This window comes from Aliigemmobacter aestuarii (assembly GCF_004799285.1).
GTDB classification, from domain to species: Bacteria; Pseudomonadota; Alphaproteobacteria; order Rhodobacterales; family Rhodobacteraceae; genus Aliigemmobacter; species Aliigemmobacter aestuarii.
This window is the reverse complement of the sequence record NZ_SSND01000001.1, coordinates 1,044,642-1,057,868: the sequence shown is the minus strand read 5'-3', so window position 1 is coordinate 1,057,868 and position 13,227 is coordinate 1,044,642. Positions and strand designations below refer to the sequence as shown.

The window sequence follows — 13,227 nt, the reverse complement described above, 5'->3', positions numbered from 1 at the left end:
TCGGGCAATCTGCCCAACAGATGGGCATTTGCGGGTCGCCCGCCCGCGCCCGCATCGCGTTTGCCGCGCGAACCGGTGAACCGTCCCCCGCCATCGCGCAGCATCCTTCGGGAAAGGATGGCCCGCCGGATGCTGCATTGCCCCGACCTCTCGCTGCCTGTCGCCGAACGCAGTCACGGCCGCGCGTCGGTTGCCATCGACCGCCGCGCAGGCCGCAACCGGCTGACCGATCTGGCGCAGCGGGGATCGGGCAAGGCCTTTCTGCCAAGGGTTGCAGGCGATGTTCCCCAGGTCGTATTCCTGAACACCTCGGGCGGGCTGACCGATGGCGACCGGATTGCCTACGACCTGCAGGTCGGTCCCGGCGCTTCCGTGCAGAGCACGACGCAGACCGCAGAACGCGCCTATGCCGGTCGCGGTGCGCCTGCGCGCGCAGAGGTGAATATCACCGTGGGGGCAGGCGCGACGGTCGACTGGCTGCCGCAGGAAACCATCCTGTTCGAGGATGCATGGCTCGACCGCGAGACGCGCGTGACACTTGCCCCCGACGCCGCCTGCCTGATGGCCGAGGCCGTTGTGCTGGGCCGCCGGGCGATGGGCGAGGCGCCCCGCGCCGCGCGGTTGACCGACCGGCGCATGGTCCTTCGCGAGGGCCGGCCCCTTTGGGCCGAGGCGATCCGGATCACGCCGGACTGGCTGCATCGCGCGTCATCCCCCGCGCTACTGGGTCAGGCGCGTGCCTTCGCTGTCATCGCGCTGATCGCGCCGGGGGCCGAAACGGCCGTAAGCCGGTTGCGCGCGGTGCCTGTGCTGGCGGGGGCAACGGTGGCCGTTTCTGGATGGGACGGCCGATGCATCCTGCGGCTGGCGGCTTCGGATGGCTGGCCGATGAAGATCCAGATGGCGCGGATGGTCCGGACGCTGGGGCGATGTGTCCCGCGGGTCTGGCAGGTGACGGGAGACGAGACATGAACCTGACCCCTCGCGAACGCGAAAAGCTGCTGGTCAGCCTTGCCGCGATGGTGGCGCGCGCAAGGCTTGCGCGCGGCGTCAGGCTGAACCACCCCGAGGCGGTCGCGCTGATCACCGATTTCGTGGTGGAAGGCGCGCGTGACGGGCGCAGCGTGGCCGACCTGATGCAGGCGGGCGCGCATGTGATCACCGCTGATCAATGCATGCCCGGCATCCCCGAGATGATCCATTCGGTCCAGGTCGAGGCGACCTTTCCCGACGGAACCAAGCTTGTCACCGTTCACCATCCGATCCGCTGAAAGGTCGTTTCCATGCTGCGTCTTGCCTGCCCCGCCCTTGCCACCCTGCTGTTCCCGGTTCTTGCCCACGCCCATGCCGGGGATCATTCCGAAGGGATGGTGGCAACCCTGATCCACGCGCTTCTGGAACCCGATCATCTGGCCGCCGCGCTGGCGGTTCTGGTGCTGCCCGTGGCGGTGGTGGTCCTTGCCCGGAAGGGGCGGCGCAAATGATCCCCGGTGAAATCCTGCCGGCCTCGAGCGAGATCGAGATCAACGCCGGGCTTCCGGTGATCAGCCTCATGGTGGCCAATACCGGCGACCGTCCGGTGCAGGTGGGCAGCCATTACCACTTTGCCGAAACGAACCCGGCGCTGTCCTTCGACCGGGCGGCGGCGCGTGGGCGGCGGCTGGACATCGCCGCGGGAACCGCCGTGCGGTTCGAGCCGGGCCAGACGCGCGAGGTGCGGCTGGTGCCCTACGGCGGCGCGCGCCGGGTCTTCGGCTTCAACGCGCAGGTGATGGGGGATCTCTGACCGATGGCCACCCGGATTTCCCGCCCCGACTATGCCGCCATGTACGGACCCACCACCGGCGACCGGGTCCGCCTTGGCGATACCGACCTGATCATCGAGGTCGAACGCGACCTGACGACCTATGGCGAAGAGGTCAAGTTCGGGGGCGGCAAGGTCATCCGCGACGGGATGGGGCAAAGCCAGTTCACCCGTGCCGAAGGGGCGATGGATACGGTCATCACCAATGCCCTGATCGTGGATCACAGCGGCATCTACAAGGCCGATGTCGGCCTGAAGGACGGCCGCATCCACAAGATCGGCAAGGCGGGCAATCCGGACACCCAGGGCGGTGTCACGGTCGTCATCGGGCCAGGGACCGAGATCATCGCAGGCGAAGGACGTATCCTGACGGCGGGCGGCTTTGATGCGCATGTGCATTTCATCTGCCCCCAGCAGGTCGAGGATGCGATCCATTCCGGCATCACCACCATGCTGGGCGGTGGCACGGGGCCTGCGCATGGCACGCTTGCCACGACCTGCACGCCGGGGCCCTGGCACATCGGGCGGATGCTTCAGGCTTTCGACAGCCTGCCGGTGAACCTGGGCCTTGCAGGCAAGGGCAACGCCAGCCGGCCCGACGCGCTGGTCGAGATGGTCCGCGCCGGGGCCTGCGCGATGAAACTGCACGAGGACTGGGGCACCACGCCCGCCGCGATCGATTGCTGCCTCGGGGTCGCCGATCAGATGGACGTGCAGGTGATGATCCACACCGACACGCTGAACGAAAGCGGCTTTGTCGAAAACACCCTGGCCGCGATCGGCGGGCGCACGATCCACGCCTTCCACACCGAAGGCGCCGGTGGGGGCCACGCACCCGACATCATCCGCGTGGTCGGGGCGGCGAACGTGATCCCGTCCTCGACCAACCCGACCCGCCCCTACACCGTCAACACGATCGAGGAACACCTCGACATGCTGATGGTCTGCCATCACCTGGACCGGTCGATCCCCGAGGACGTGGCCTTTGCCGAAAGCCGCATCCGGCGCGAGACGATCGCAGCCGAGGACATCCTGCATGACATGGGGGCGTTCTCGATCATCTCGTCGGACAGCCAGGCCATGGGCAGGGTCGGCGAGGTGATCACCCGGACATGGCAGACCGCCCACAAGATGAAGGTGCAGCGCGGGCGGCTTGAGGGCGAACAGGGCCAGAACGACAATCTGCGCGTGCGCCGCTATGTGGCGAAATACACGATCAACCCGGCCATCGCGCACGGGGTATCGGCGCATCTGGGATCGGTCGAGGAAGGCAAGCGCGCCGATCTGGTGCTGTGGTCGCCCGCCTTCTTCGGGGCGAAACCCGAAATGGTCCTGGTCGGGGGGATGATCGCGGTCGCGCAGATGGGCGACCCGAACGGGTCCATCCCCGTGCAGCCGGTCTATTCGCGCCCGATGTTCGGGGCGATGGGCCGCGCGCGCGAGGCGAGCGCCGTGACATTCGTTTCCGCCGCCGCGATGGAGGCGGACGTGCGCGGGCGGCTTGGCCTTGGCAAGGAATGTCTCGCCGTGGCCGGGACGCGCGGGATCGGCAAGGCCGACATGGTGCTGAGCGCCGCGACACCAACGATCGAGGTGAACCCGGAAACCTACGAGGTCCGCGCGGATGGCCAGATCCTGACCTGCGCATCGGCCACCGACCTGCCGCTGGCACAGCGGTATTTCCTGTTCTGAAGGACGACCGAGATGACCACGCCGCCGGTACCGTCACCCATGAGCCTTGCATCCGTCGCAACGGGGCAAGGCAGATATGTCAGTTGTATTGACCCAAGACGCGCATCATCTTCACCGGAGAGGGAGACAGGATTGAACCGGACGACAGGAGTTTGCCGTGGCACATCTGGATATCGCATCCCCATCCCGTCCTTCGCAGGGCGTCATCATGAAGACCCTTTCCGCCATCGGCGCGGCGCTGGTGCGGATGGCAGAGGCCGGCCCGCAGATGGATTCGGTGCGCAGGCTGAACGCGCTTACGGACGCGGAACTTGCCGCGCGCGGAACCAATCGCGCCGAAATGGTTGGCCGGATCTTCGCCAACAGAATCTGACCGCGCACCGCTTGTGCATTCGCGCCACCCTGAAAGGGGAGGACGCGACATGCTGAGGGACAGGTTGCTTCGCGCCCATTCGATCCGACGCGCGCTGGCGCCGGGCGAACCTTTCGACGGGGTCGTGCTTCTGGATTACGACGCGCGGATCCTGCGGCGAAAGCGGCTGCGGGAAACCAGCGGGCGGGATTTTCTGGTCGATCTGGCCGAAACCGTCAGCCTTGAGGACGGCGATGCCTTCGAACTGGAGGATGGCCGCCTGATCCGTGTCACCGCAGCGCCCGAGCCGATCCTTCAGGTGACGGGCGATCTGCCGCGTCTGGCCTGGCATATCGGCAACCGCCACACACCCTGCGAGATCCAGCCGGGCCGCCTGCTGATCCGTCAGGACCACGTTCTGGAACGGATGCTGCGCGGTCTGGGGGCAGTGGTCACGCCGATGTCCGGCCCGTTCCGGCCCGAGGGCGGGGCCTATGGCCACGGGCGCACGATGGGCCACGATCACGGCCATGACCACGATCACGGGCATCCGCATCCGCATGGCCCGCATGACCACCATTGATGACCTGCATCTGGTGCAGTGGCTTTCCCCGGCCTTCCCGATCGGGTCCTTTGCCTATTCGCAGGGTCTGGAAACAGCGATTGTCGATGGCGAGGTGCGGGATGCCGCAAGCCTGGCCGACTGGGTGGGAAATGTGCTGGTGCACGGCTCCGGGCGGGCGGATGCGATCCTTCTGGCCGCTGCGCGACGACCGGACGCCGACCTGACCCGGCTTTCGGATCTGGCGCTGGCCTATGCGACCTCTGCGGAACGCGCGACCGAGATGCAGGAACAGGGCCGGGCCTTCCTTGCGCAGATCCGGCCGATCACCGGCCGCGACCTGCCCGACATGCCGCTTGCCGTGGCGGTCGGGGCGGCGACGGCGGGCCTGTCGGTGCCCACGGAGGGGGTTCTGGCGCTGTGGCTGCACGGGCTTGCCGCGCAACTTGTGCAGGCGGGGGTCCGATTCATCCCGCTCGGGCAAAGCGCGGGGCAGGCCATCCTGTCGGGTCTGGCCACCGATATCGTTGCGCTGGCGCAGGAAGCCGCCGGGCTTGGCCCCGAGGACATCGGCGCGACCACCATCGGCGCCGATCTGGCCGCGATGCGGCACGAAACCCTGAACGTGAGGATCTTCCGGTCATGACCCGAACGAATGGCCCGCTGCGTGTGGGAATTGGCGGCCCGGTGGGCGCGGGAAAGACGACGCTGACAGAACGGCTGTGCCGGGCCCTTGCCGGGCGCTGTTCGATGGCGGTGATCACCAATGACATCTACACGCGCGAGGATGCCGAGTATCTGACGCGGGCGCAGGCCCTGCCCGCCACACGCATCCGCGGGGTGGAAACCGGCGGTTGCCCGCACACGGCGATCCGCGAGGATGCCTCGATCAACCTCGCGGCGGTTGCCGACCTGCGCGCGGCCATTCCCGACCTTGACCTGATCCTGATCGAAAGCGGGGGCGACAACCTTGCCGCGACCTTCAGCCCCGAACTCGTCGATCTGTCGATCTATGTGATCGACACCGCGGCCGGGCAGGACATTCCCCGCAAGAAGGGGCCGGGGGTGACGCGGTCCGATCTGCTGGTCGTGAACAAGACCGATCTTGCACCACATGTGGGCGTCGATCCCGCGCTTCTGGAGGCCGACACGAAGGCGGCGCGAGGGCCGCGCCCCTATGTGATGGCGGCGCTCCGGCACGGTGCCGGCGTGGATGCTGTTGTGGCGTTCCTGGAGGGCGAGGGCGGGCTTGACCTGGCCCCGCCTGCTGGCTGAGGCGGAACGGAAAACGCCCGGCGATGCCGGGCGTTTCCTGTCATTCCGTTCCGGGCGCGTCAGACGACGCGGCTGACCATCATCTTCTTGATCTCGGCGATCGCCTTGGCAGGATTCAGCCCCTTCGGGCAGGTTTTGGCGCAGTTCATGATCGTATGGCAGCGATACAGCTTGAACGGGTCTTCCAGGTTGTCCAGACGTTCGCCCGTGGCCTCGTCGCGGCTGTCGATGATCCAGCGATAGGCATGCAGCAGCGCGGCCGGGCCAAGGTACTTGTCGCCGTTCCACCAGTAGGACGGGCAAGAGGTGCTGCAGGACGCGCACATCACGCATTCATAAAGGCCGTCCAGCTTTTTCCGATCCTCGATCGACTGGCGCCATTCCTTGGCCGGGCGGTTGGTTTTGGTTTCCAGCCACGGCATGATCGAGGCATGCTGGGCATAGAAATGCGTCAGGTCGGGGATCAGGTCCTTGATCACCGGCATGTGGGGCAGCGGATAGATCTTCACGTCGCCCTTCACCTCGTCCAGCCCGTAGATGCAGGCCAGCGTGTTGATCCCGTCGATGTTCATCGCGCAGGAACCGCAGATCCCCTCGCGGCAGGACCGACGGAAGGTCAGCGTGGGGTCGATCTCGTTCTTGATCTTGATCAGCGCGTCCAGAACCATCGGGCCGCACTTGTCCATGTCGATGAAATAGGTGTCGACGCGCGGGTTTTCCCCGGTGTCCGGGTCCCAGCGGTAAATCTGGAACTTGCGCAGGTTCTTCGCGCCTTCCGGCTTTGGCCAGGTCTTGCCGGTGCGGACGGTGGAATTCTTGGGCAGGGTGAGTTGGACCATGGGTTATCCCTTCCAGTCATAGCGGGAATAGAGAGGCTGCCGCGGGGGCTGGCCGGATTTCTGAAAGACGCAGGCGTCATAGACTGCCGAAGGGTCGCGGCCCTGCAGGAAGTCCGAGGTGATGGTGACATTGACCTTGCCCCCGACACCGCCCGATCCGGCGCCGACGGCGACCATGCCGCGCGGGCGTTCGGCAAGGCGCGCGCGTTCGAAACAGGCGCGCTCGGCCTGTTCCACGGTCATCGGCCCGCATGCGGCCAGAAGGACCGAGGCAAGGCTCAGCATCGTTGCGGAGCGGGCCATCATCTGCGGCCTCATGTCGATATGGGCGGCAGCGATGCCGCGGAAAGACAGGCCTGCGTCGCAGGACGGTCGAGGATGGTGCGGATATTCGCCACGGTCAGCGTTCCGGCATAAGCCCCCACGTCGCGGGCCAGGGTGTTGCGTTCCCCGGCCGTCGCGTTGGTAACGATGCAGCGCGTGGCGGTATCCCTCTGAGCCTCGGACAACGACCCCTTGATCGCGGCGCGTACCACGCTTTCGGCGGCACGATCGGTGACCTTGGCGGCGATGTCCTGCGGCGCGCAAGCGGTCAGGGCCACGGCCACCGCCGCGCCCCCGATCCACCGGATGCCCGCCGCGACCGGCATCAGTAGACCCGCGCCTTGGGCGCGATCTTCTTCAGGTCGATCCCGCCTTCTTCCGGCTTGGTCAGCGGTTCAAGATGCACCGGCCGGTAGGCCAGCGACACCTTCGCCCCATCGACATAGGCCAGCGAGTGTTTGCGCCAGTTCGCGTCGTCGCGGTTCGGATAATCCTCGTGCGCATGGGCGCCACGGCTTTCCTTGCGCGCCTCGGCCGCCACGATCGTGGCCAGCGCGTTCGGCATCAGGTTGGTCAGTTCCAGCGTTTCCATCAGGTCGCTGTTCCAGATCAGGCTGCGGTCGGTGACCTTGAGGTCATCCATCTTCGCGGCCACCCCGGCCATCTTCTCGACCCCTTCGGCCAGCGTCTTGTCGGTGCGGAAGACGGCGGCATCAGATTGCATCGTCTTCTGCATTTCCAGACGCAGGTCGGCGGTGGGCACGGTGCCCTTGGCGTGGCGCAGCGCGTCGAAGCGCGACAGGCAGCGGTCGACCTCGGCGATGTTCACGGGCTGGTTGCGGTCCTTCGGGTTCACGATTTCGCCCGCGCGGATCGCGGCGGCGCGGCCGAACACCACAAGGTCGATCAGCGAGTTGGAACCAAGACGGTTCGCCCCGTGCACCGAGGCGCAGCCCGCCTCGCCCACGGCCATCAGGCCGGGGAAGACGGCGTCGGGATTGTCCTTCGTCGGCGCCAGAACCTCGCCCCAATAGTTCGTGGGAATGCCGCCCATGTTGTAATGCACGGTAGGCAGGACCGGGATCGGTTCCTTGGTCACGTCGACGCCGGCAAATATCTTGGCGCTTTCCGAAATCCCCGGCAGGCGTTCGTGCAGGGTTTCCGGCGGAAGGTGGTTGAGGTGCAGGTGGATGTGGTCGCCATCCGCGCCCACGCCGCGGCCTTCGCGGATCTCGATCGTCATGCAGCGGCTGACGACATCGCGGCTGGCAAGGTCCTTGTAGGTGGGCGCATAGCGCTCCATGAACCGTTCGCCGTTCGAGTTGGTCAGATAGCCGCCCTCGCCGCGGGCGCCTTCGGTGATCAGGCAGCCCGAACCGTAGATGCCGGTGGGGTGGAACTGCACGAATTCCATGTCCTGCAAGGGCAGGCCCGCACGCGCCGCCATCCCGCCGCCGTCGCCGGTGCAGGTGTGGGCCGAGGTTGCGCTGAAATAGGCGCGACCATAGCCGCCGGTGGCGAGGACCACCATCTTGGCGTTGAAGACGTGGATCGTGCCGTCATCCAGCTTCCATGCCACGACGCCGGTGCAGGCGCCGTCGGTGATGATCAGGTCCAGCGCGAAATATTCGATGAAGAACTCCGCCTTCTGCTTCAGCGACTGGCCGTAAAGCGTGTGAAGGATCGCGTGGCCGGTGCGGTCGGCTGCGGCGCAGGTGCGCTGCACGGGCGGGCCTTCGCCGTATTCGGTGGTATGGCCGCCGAAGGGGCGCTGATAGATCTTGCCTTCCTCGGTGCGGCTGAAGGGCACGCCGTAATGTTCCAGTTCGTACACCGCCTTTGGCGCCTCACGGGCGAGGTATTCCATCGCGTCCGTGTCGCCCAGCCAGTCCGACCCCTTCACGGTGTCGTACATGTGCCACTGCCAGCTGTCCGGCCCCATGTTGCCAAGGCTGGCGGCGATGCCGCCCTGCGCCGCCACGGTGTGCGACCGGGTCGGGAAGACCTTGGTCACGCAGGCCGTGCGCAGGCCCTGTTCGGCCATGCCAAGCGTCGCGCGCAGACCCGCACCGCCCGCGCCGACGACCACGACGTCATAATCATGCGTCTCGTAAGGGTAAGCAGTCATTTCGGTCCTCTCAAAGCGCGATCTTGGCCAGGGCGTAGAAGCCCACGGCGATCACAAGGTAGGAAAGCGCGGTCACGAAGATCACGGCCAGCTTGCGCGAAGTGCCGCGCGCATAGTCCTCGATCATCATGATGGCGCCCTTGTTGAAGTGGCGCATGCCGATGAACAGCACCAGCGCCGTCAGGATGCCGGGGAAGGGCCGCGCGAACACGGCCAGAACGGCATCGTGGCCTTGGCCCAGGGCACGGCCGAAGATGAACAGGAAGGTGGGCACGAGGAAGGCCAGGCCCACGGCCGAAATCTGCATGTACCAGTGATGTTCGGTCCCGGTGTGCGAGGCACCCTTGCCTTCGGCGCGCTTGCGGTCGGTCAGGTAACGCATGGGTGCCTCCTCAGACCAGAATGATGGTGATGACGGTCAGGACGACCGAGCCGATGATAACGCCCCAGCCCAGCTTTTCGGCCGTGGGAATGTCGAGCCCCTTGCCCGCGTCGTAGTAAAGGTGCCGCAGCCCCGCGAGGTAGTGATACCAGACCGCCCAAAGCGACCCGGTGAACACCAGATCCCCGAACCACGAGGTCGCCACCGCATCGGCAATCGCGAAGTATTCCGGTCCGACCGCCGCGGCAAACAGCCACCAGACCGCCAGAAGCACACCGACGATCAGCGCGTTGCCGGTGATCCGGGTCAGGATGGAGGTCAGCATTGGCAGTTGCCAGCGGTAGATCTGAAGGTGGGGGGACAGGGGCCGTTCGACCCGCTTCACGTTTGCCATGGGCTTTCCCTTCGTCTCGCAGGGTCCGGGTGCGTGCCGGGCCAGCTGGTTTTGGGTTTCTGAATAGCGGATTTTTCGGCCAAGTCACGCTTTCAAAGGCGACAATCGCGGCATGTTTACGGTATCACGCGAAGAAAGTTGCATTTGTGATCACGAATTTTCTGCGCGTGATCACAAATCCCTTCATCCGGCCGACTCACCGCATCTGGCGCGGCGCGTGGGGCCGTGCGGGTGCAGGCCTGCTACGCGCCCGGATCGGTCAGAGCGGCATCAGCGCCCAGTAATCGAGGTCGAGCAGCACCTCGGGGGCGTATTTTCCATCCTCGCCGCGCAGGGTGAAGGGGGCCGCGCCCTGCTTCACCGCCACAAGGCGCAGCCGGATCGCGCCCACGCCGGGTGCCGCGGTTTCCGCCTTGTCCAGCACTTCGGACCAGGCCTTGACGGTATCGCCCGCGAAACAGGGATTGGCATGGGCGCCGCCGTTCAGCGCGACTATCATCTGGGCATTGGCCAGACCGTTGAACGACAGGGCACGTGCCATGCTGATGACATGGCCGCCATAGATCAGCCGCTTGCCGTCGTCGCGGAAGGTCGCGTCGAAATGGACCTTGGCGGTATTCTGCCAGAGCCGGGTGGCGATCATGTGTTCGGCTTCCTCGATCGTTACGCCGTCCACATGGTCGATCTTTTCGCCCACCTCGTAATCGCCCCAGCGGTGCGGCTCGCCCGCCAGCGTGAAATCGTAGCGCGTGAAATCCAGGCCCGCCGGGATCACCAGATCCTTGGCATCGAGGGCGGGTTTGAGGTCCGGCGCCACGGGGGTGGAGGCGGGGGCGTCCATCCGGTTCTTGCGGACCATCACCCAACGGACATAGTCCATCACCACTTCGCCGCGCTGGTTCAGGCCGCGGGTGCGGACATGGACGACGCCCGACTTGCCGTTGGAATTCTCTTTCAGCCCGATCACGGTCGATTCCGACCGCAGCGTGTCACCCGGATAGACCGGGCGATGCCAGCGGCCCTCGGCATAGCCAAGGTTCGCGACAGCGTTCAGGCTGATGTCGGGCACGGTCTTGCCGAAGATGACATGGAACGCCGCCAGATCATCGAGGGGCGATGCGGGCAGGCCGCAGGTCCGGGCGAATTCATCGCTGGAATAAAGCGCCCCTCGCGCCGGGTAAAGCGCGTGATACAGCGCCCGTTCCCCGCCCGAAATCGTGCGGGGCACCGCATGGACGATGGTTTCGCCCAGAACGTAATCCTCGAAGAACCGGCCCGGATTGGTCTTCATCACTGCTCTCCCAGCTTGAGGTCGGGGCTGTAGGTTCCCGGCACCTCTTTCACGACGGCCTGTCCGCAGCGCATGATGCCCTTGGCTGCGTCGAAGGCGTAGGTCGGGCTGCCGTGCAGGTCCCAGCCCTTGTTCAGCGCCGCCGTGACCTTGTGGCAAAAGGCCGAAGTGTCGTCATCCGACAGAAAGCGATAAAGTTTCATCGGTTCATCCCCAGGGCGGAACGCCCAGCCAGTTGTGGATCAGCATGAGCGCCACGGTCGCGACCAGCGCGCCGACAATGGCAAAGACCTCGAACTTCGCGGGCTTCGGCGGCGGGGGCGTCCAGTCCGGTTGCGCGCGATTGATCAGGATCACCGACACGACCGCCCAGGCCAGAAGCCCGCCGAAAAGGATCACCGAAGCCAGATCGCCGTTGACCAGAAGATGCGCGACCGCCCAGGTCTTGAACCCCGTCAGCTGCGGATGCCGCACCTTGCGCGTGATCGCCGTCTTCATGCCGTCGGCGGCATAGAAATACAGCGCGAGGATCATCAGGAGGTTGTTCAGATGGGTCAGGAAGGCGGGGGGGTACCACAGGTCGATGTGGTCCACGCCGCGATAGCCCACGACCATCAGCACGACCGAGACAAGGATCAGGACCGCAACGATCCCTTTGCCCGCATTCCCCATCCGGGCGCGCGGGCCGGGGGCCAGCCGTTTGAAAAGATGCGCGGCCCACCAGAGCGCCACGCCAAGAACGATAAGGGTCATCGCACATCTCCCTGAAAGCGAACCGCCGTCAGGTTGCCCTCATTCGGCCAGCGCTGCAATCGCGTCGGCCTTGGCCAGCGTGGCAAGCGCGGTCACGATGTGCAGGTTTTCCACGATCTTGCCGTCGACCACGGCGACACCCTGACCCGCGGCCTTCGCGGCCTCGAAGGCGGCGATCTGGCGGCGGGCGAGGTCGATCTCGGCCTCGGACGGGGCGAAGGCCGCGTTGGCGATGTCAAGCTGCGCCGGGTGGATCAGCGTCTTGCCGTCAAAGCCCATGTCGCGGCCCTGTTCGCATTCGGCACGCAGGCCGTCCTCGTCCTTGAAGGCGTTGTAGACACCATCGACGATCACCCTTCCATGGGCGCGGGCGGCCAGCAGGCACAGGCCAAGGCCCGCCTGCATCGCCAGCCGGTCTGGGCGGAAACGGCTGTTGAGCTCCTTCGCCAGGTCGTTGGTGCCCATGACCATGCCGCGCAGGCGCGGATGGGCGGCAATGGCGCCGGCGTTCAGCATCCCTGCCGCGGTTTCCATCATCGCCCAGAGATCCGCGCCGGGGACCAGCCCGGCCACGCGGTCAAGGTCGTCGGGACCGTTCACCTTGGGGATCAGGATCGCGTCGATCCTGGCGCCCGCCGCGATTGCCCCGTCCATCGCATGGGCGTCCGCGGCGCCCCATTCGGTATCCAGCCCGTTGATCCGCACGATCCGGGCGCGCCGCCCGAAATCCCAGTCGCGCAGGACGCGCGCCAGCAGATCGCGCGCCGCCGGCTTTTCGTCGGGCGCGACCGCGTCTTCCAGGTCAAAGATGATCGCGTCGGCCGCAAGTCCCATCGCCTTTTCCAGCGCACGTTCCTTCGAGCCGGGAATGTAGAGGACAGAGCGATAGGGACGGGCGGTCATGATTCTCTCCCAAGCAAGATTGTTTCGTCTAAGACCACAGTCTTGGCATATTCGGCAAGGTGAAATTTCTGCAACGCAGAAACGGCGCGCGCTCCGTTAACCGCTTTTGCGTCCTCTGGCCGCAGCCTTTCCCGCAGGAAGGCATGGTTTCGGCAAGGGGCGCTGCCCCGGAAAGGAAATGCGGATGGAACGGGTCCTGTTTGCGCTGTCGCTGGGGTTTGTTGGCGTGATCCTTGCCACGGGGGCGTGTTTTGCCGCGCAATGCGGTCCGCGCGATCGTGTCGTCGGACAGCTTTCCGAACGCTGGGGCGAAAACCGGCGCAGCGTCGGGATCGCTGCGAACGGGCAGGTGATGGAGCTTTACGCCTCTGCCGAAACGGGGACATGGACGATTGTCGTGACGCTGCCCGACGGGCGGTCCTGCCTGATCGCCAGCGGCGAGGGGTTCGAGGCGGTGGCCGAAGATCTGCCCGCGAAGGGCAGCCCCGCCTGAGCCTGCTCCGCCTGAGCCTACCCCGTTTGGGCCTG

Annotated in this window: 20 protein-coding genes; 10 read left to right on the top strand and 10 right to left on the bottom strand. The window is 66.0% G+C overall.

Features of this window, described 5'->3' with window-relative positions; genetic code table 11:
* Positions 1 to 117 precede the first annotated feature (117 nt).
* The 9 genes from E7811_RS05105 (at position 118) to ureG (ending at position 5,685) form a co-directional block, all read left to right on the top strand.
* Positions 118 to 972, top strand: a complete 855-nt coding sequence (locus E7811_RS05105; RefSeq protein ID WP_246020223.1) for an urease accessory protein UreD — start codon at positions 118 to 120, stop codon at positions 970 to 972.
* Positions 969 to 1,271, top strand: a complete 303-nt coding sequence (locus E7811_RS05100) for an urease subunit gamma (protein WP_136393475.1) — start codon at positions 969 to 971, stop codon at positions 1,269 to 1,271. The genes E7811_RS05105 and E7811_RS05100 overlap by 4 nt, the downstream gene beginning before the upstream one ends.
* 12 nt (positions 1,272 to 1,283) lie before the next feature.
* Entirely contained in the window at positions 1,284 to 1,484 is a 201-nt protein-coding gene (locus E7811_RS05095) for a hypothetical protein (RefSeq protein ID WP_136393474.1), read from the top strand.
* A complete protein-coding gene (locus tag E7811_RS05090; protein ID WP_136393473.1) occupies positions 1,481 to 1,786 on the top strand; it encodes an urease subunit beta in 306 nt (101 codons plus the stop codon). Before E7811_RS05095 ends, E7811_RS05090 begins: the two co-directional genes overlap by 4 nt.
* 3 nt (positions 1,787 to 1,789) lie before the next feature.
* Entirely contained in the window at positions 1,790 to 3,496 is a 1,707-nt protein-coding gene (gene ureC, locus E7811_RS05085; protein ID WP_136393472.1) for an urease subunit alpha, read from the top strand.
* A 208-nt stretch (positions 3,497 to 3,704) separates the two neighbouring features.
* Positions 3,705 to 3,869 carry a DUF1127 domain-containing protein gene (locus E7811_RS05080; RefSeq protein ID WP_136393471.1) on the top strand — a complete coding sequence of 55 codons (165 nt, stop codon included), beginning with the start codon at positions 3,705 to 3,707 and terminating at the stop codon, positions 3,867 to 3,869.
* 49 nt (positions 3,870 to 3,918) lie between these two features.
* On the top strand, positions 3,919 to 4,431 hold the full coding sequence (gene ureE / locus E7811_RS05075; protein WP_136393470.1) for an urease accessory protein UreE: 513 nt from the start codon (positions 3,919 to 3,921) through the stop codon (positions 4,429 to 4,431).
* Positions 4,379 to 5,056 (top strand): urease accessory protein UreF, encoded by a 678-nt coding sequence (locus E7811_RS05070; protein ID WP_246020221.1) that lies wholly within the window; start codon positions 4,379 to 4,381, stop codon positions 5,054 to 5,056. The genes ureE and E7811_RS05070 overlap by 53 nt, the downstream gene beginning before the upstream one ends.
* On the top strand, positions 5,053 to 5,685 hold the full coding sequence (gene ureG, locus E7811_RS05065; protein WP_136393468.1) for an urease accessory protein UreG: 633 nt from the start codon (positions 5,053 to 5,055) through the stop codon (positions 5,683 to 5,685). The genes E7811_RS05070 and ureG overlap by 4 nt, the downstream gene beginning before the upstream one ends.
* A gap of 59 nt (positions 5,686 to 5,744) precedes the next feature.
* Here the strand turns inward: ureG and E7811_RS05060 are convergent, their stop codons facing one another.
* The 10 genes from E7811_RS05060 to E7811_RS05015 form a co-directional block, all read right to left on the bottom strand.
* Positions 5,745 to 6,524 (bottom strand): succinate dehydrogenase iron-sulfur subunit, encoded by a 780-nt coding sequence (locus E7811_RS05060; RefSeq protein WP_136393467.1) that lies wholly within the window; start codon positions 6,522 to 6,524, stop codon positions 5,745 to 5,747.
* 3 nt (positions 6,525 to 6,527) lie between these two features.
* Positions 6,528 to 6,830 (bottom strand): hypothetical protein, encoded by a 303-nt coding sequence (locus E7811_RS05055; protein ID WP_246020219.1) that lies wholly within the window; start codon positions 6,828 to 6,830, stop codon positions 6,528 to 6,530.
* Positions 6,831 to 6,838: 8 nt separating this feature from the next.
* A complete protein-coding gene (locus tag E7811_RS05050) occupies positions 6,839 to 7,174 on the bottom strand; it encodes a hypothetical protein (RefSeq protein ID WP_136393465.1) in 336 nt (111 codons plus the stop codon).
* The gene (gene sdhA, locus E7811_RS05045) at positions 7,174 to 8,976 is read right to left on the bottom strand and encodes a succinate dehydrogenase flavoprotein subunit (RefSeq protein ID WP_136393464.1); all 1,803 of its coding nucleotides are present in this window, start codon (positions 8,974 to 8,976) and stop codon (positions 7,174 to 7,176) included. The genes E7811_RS05050 and sdhA overlap by 1 nt, the downstream gene beginning before the upstream one ends.
* A gap of 10 nt (positions 8,977 to 8,986) precedes the next feature.
* Positions 8,987 to 9,358 (bottom strand): succinate dehydrogenase, hydrophobic membrane anchor protein, encoded by a 372-nt coding sequence (gene sdhD, locus E7811_RS05040; protein WP_136393463.1) that lies wholly within the window; start codon positions 9,356 to 9,358, stop codon positions 8,987 to 8,989.
* A gap of 10 nt (positions 9,359 to 9,368) precedes the next feature.
* Positions 9,369 to 9,752, bottom strand: a complete 384-nt coding sequence (gene sdhC, locus E7811_RS05035) for a succinate dehydrogenase, cytochrome b556 subunit (RefSeq protein WP_136393462.1) — start codon at positions 9,750 to 9,752, stop codon at positions 9,369 to 9,371.
* A gap of 259 nt (positions 9,753 to 10,011) precedes the next feature.
* Positions 10,012 to 11,043, bottom strand: a complete 1,032-nt coding sequence (locus E7811_RS05030; RefSeq protein ID WP_136393461.1) for a MaoC family dehydratase — start codon at positions 11,041 to 11,043, stop codon at positions 10,012 to 10,014.
* Complete coding sequence (locus tag E7811_RS05025) at positions 11,043 to 11,246, bottom strand: DUF1737 domain-containing protein (RefSeq protein WP_136393460.1); 204 nt, start codon at positions 11,244 to 11,246, stop codon at positions 11,043 to 11,045. Before E7811_RS05025 ends, E7811_RS05030 begins: the two co-directional genes overlap by 1 nt.
* Positions 11,247 to 11,250: 4 nt before the next feature.
* Positions 11,251 to 11,796, bottom strand: coding sequence for an NnrU family protein (locus E7811_RS05020; RefSeq protein WP_136393459.1), 546 nt, complete (start codon positions 11,794 to 11,796; stop codon positions 11,251 to 11,253).
* Positions 11,797 to 11,835: 39 nt separating this feature from the next.
* Positions 11,836 to 12,699 (bottom strand): HpcH/HpaI aldolase/citrate lyase family protein, encoded by an 864-nt coding sequence (locus E7811_RS05015; protein WP_136393458.1) that lies wholly within the window; start codon positions 12,697 to 12,699, stop codon positions 11,836 to 11,838.
* 184 nt (positions 12,700 to 12,883) lie between these two features.
* Here E7811_RS05015 and E7811_RS05010 point away from each other — a divergent pair, with 184 nt between their 5' ends.
* Positions 12,884 to 13,192: a hypothetical protein gene (locus E7811_RS05010; protein WP_136393457.1), complete on the top strand. Its 309-nt coding sequence runs from the start codon at positions 12,884 to 12,886 to the stop codon at positions 13,190 to 13,192.
* The last annotated feature ends 35 nt before the right edge of the window (positions 13,193 to 13,227 follow it).

Excerpts from the sequence above, each read along its gene's own strand:
- E7811_RS05020 (WP_136393459.1), bottom strand. The coding sequence starts at position 11,796 with ATGACCCTTATCGTTCTTGGCGTGGCGCTCTGGTGGGCCGCGCATCTT.
- E7811_RS05055 (WP_246020219.1), bottom strand. The coding sequence starts at position 6,830 with ATGATGGCCCGCTCCGCAACGATGCTGAGCCTTGCCTCGGTCCTTCTG.
- E7811_RS05060 (WP_136393467.1), bottom strand. The coding sequence starts at position 6,524 with ATGGTCCAACTCACCCTGCCCAAGAATTCCACCGTCCGCACCGGCAAG.
- E7811_RS05050 (WP_136393465.1), bottom strand. The coding sequence starts at position 7,174 with ATGCCGGTCGCGGCGGGCATCCGGTGGATCGGGGGCGCGGCGGTGGCC.
- E7811_RS05095 (WP_136393474.1), top strand. The coding sequence starts at position 1,284 with ATGCTGCGTCTTGCCTGCCCCGCCCTTGCCACCCTGCTGTTCCCGGTT.
- E7811_RS05025 (WP_136393460.1), bottom strand. The coding sequence starts at position 11,246 with ATGAAACTTTATCGCTTTCTGTCGGATGACGACACTTCGGCCTTTTGC.
- sdhD (WP_136393463.1), bottom strand. The coding sequence starts at position 9,358 with ATGCGTTACCTGACCGACCGCAAGCGCGCCGAAGGCAAGGGTGCCTCG.
- ureG (WP_136393468.1), top strand. The coding sequence starts at position 5,053 with ATGACCCGAACGAATGGCCCGCTGCGTGTGGGAATTGGCGGCCCGGTG.
- E7811_RS05070 (WP_246020221.1), top strand. The coding sequence starts at position 4,379 with ATGACCACGATCACGGGCATCCGCATCCGCATGGCCCGCATGACCACC.
- E7811_RS05010 (WP_136393457.1), top strand. The coding sequence starts at position 12,884 with ATGGAACGGGTCCTGTTTGCGCTGTCGCTGGGGTTTGTTGGCGTGATC.
- ureC (WP_136393472.1), top strand. The coding sequence starts at position 1,790 with ATGGCCACCCGGATTTCCCGCCCCGACTATGCCGCCATGTACGGACCC.
- sdhC (WP_136393462.1), bottom strand. The coding sequence starts at position 9,752 with ATGGCAAACGTGAAGCGGGTCGAACGGCCCCTGTCCCCCCACCTTCAG.
- E7811_RS05100 (WP_136393475.1), top strand. The coding sequence starts at position 969 with ATGAACCTGACCCCTCGCGAACGCGAAAAGCTGCTGGTCAGCCTTGCC.
- E7811_RS05105 (WP_246020223.1), top strand. The coding sequence starts at position 118 with ATGGCCCGCCGGATGCTGCATTGCCCCGACCTCTCGCTGCCTGTCGCC.
- E7811_RS05015 (WP_136393458.1), bottom strand. The coding sequence starts at position 12,699 with ATGACCGCCCGTCCCTATCGCTCTGTCCTCTACATTCCCGGCTCGAAG.
- ureE (WP_136393470.1), top strand. The coding sequence starts at position 3,919 with ATGCTGAGGGACAGGTTGCTTCGCGCCCATTCGATCCGACGCGCGCTG.
- E7811_RS05090 (WP_136393473.1), top strand. The coding sequence starts at position 1,481 with ATGATCCCCGGTGAAATCCTGCCGGCCTCGAGCGAGATCGAGATCAAC.
- E7811_RS05080 (WP_136393471.1), top strand. The coding sequence starts at position 3,705 with ATGAAGACCCTTTCCGCCATCGGCGCGGCGCTGGTGCGGATGGCAGAG.
- E7811_RS05030 (WP_136393461.1), bottom strand. The coding sequence starts at position 11,043 with ATGAAGACCAATCCGGGCCGGTTCTTCGAGGATTACGTTCTGGGCGAA.
- sdhA (WP_136393464.1), bottom strand. The coding sequence starts at position 8,976 with ATGACTGCTTACCCTTACGAGACGCATGATTATGACGTCGTGGTCGTC.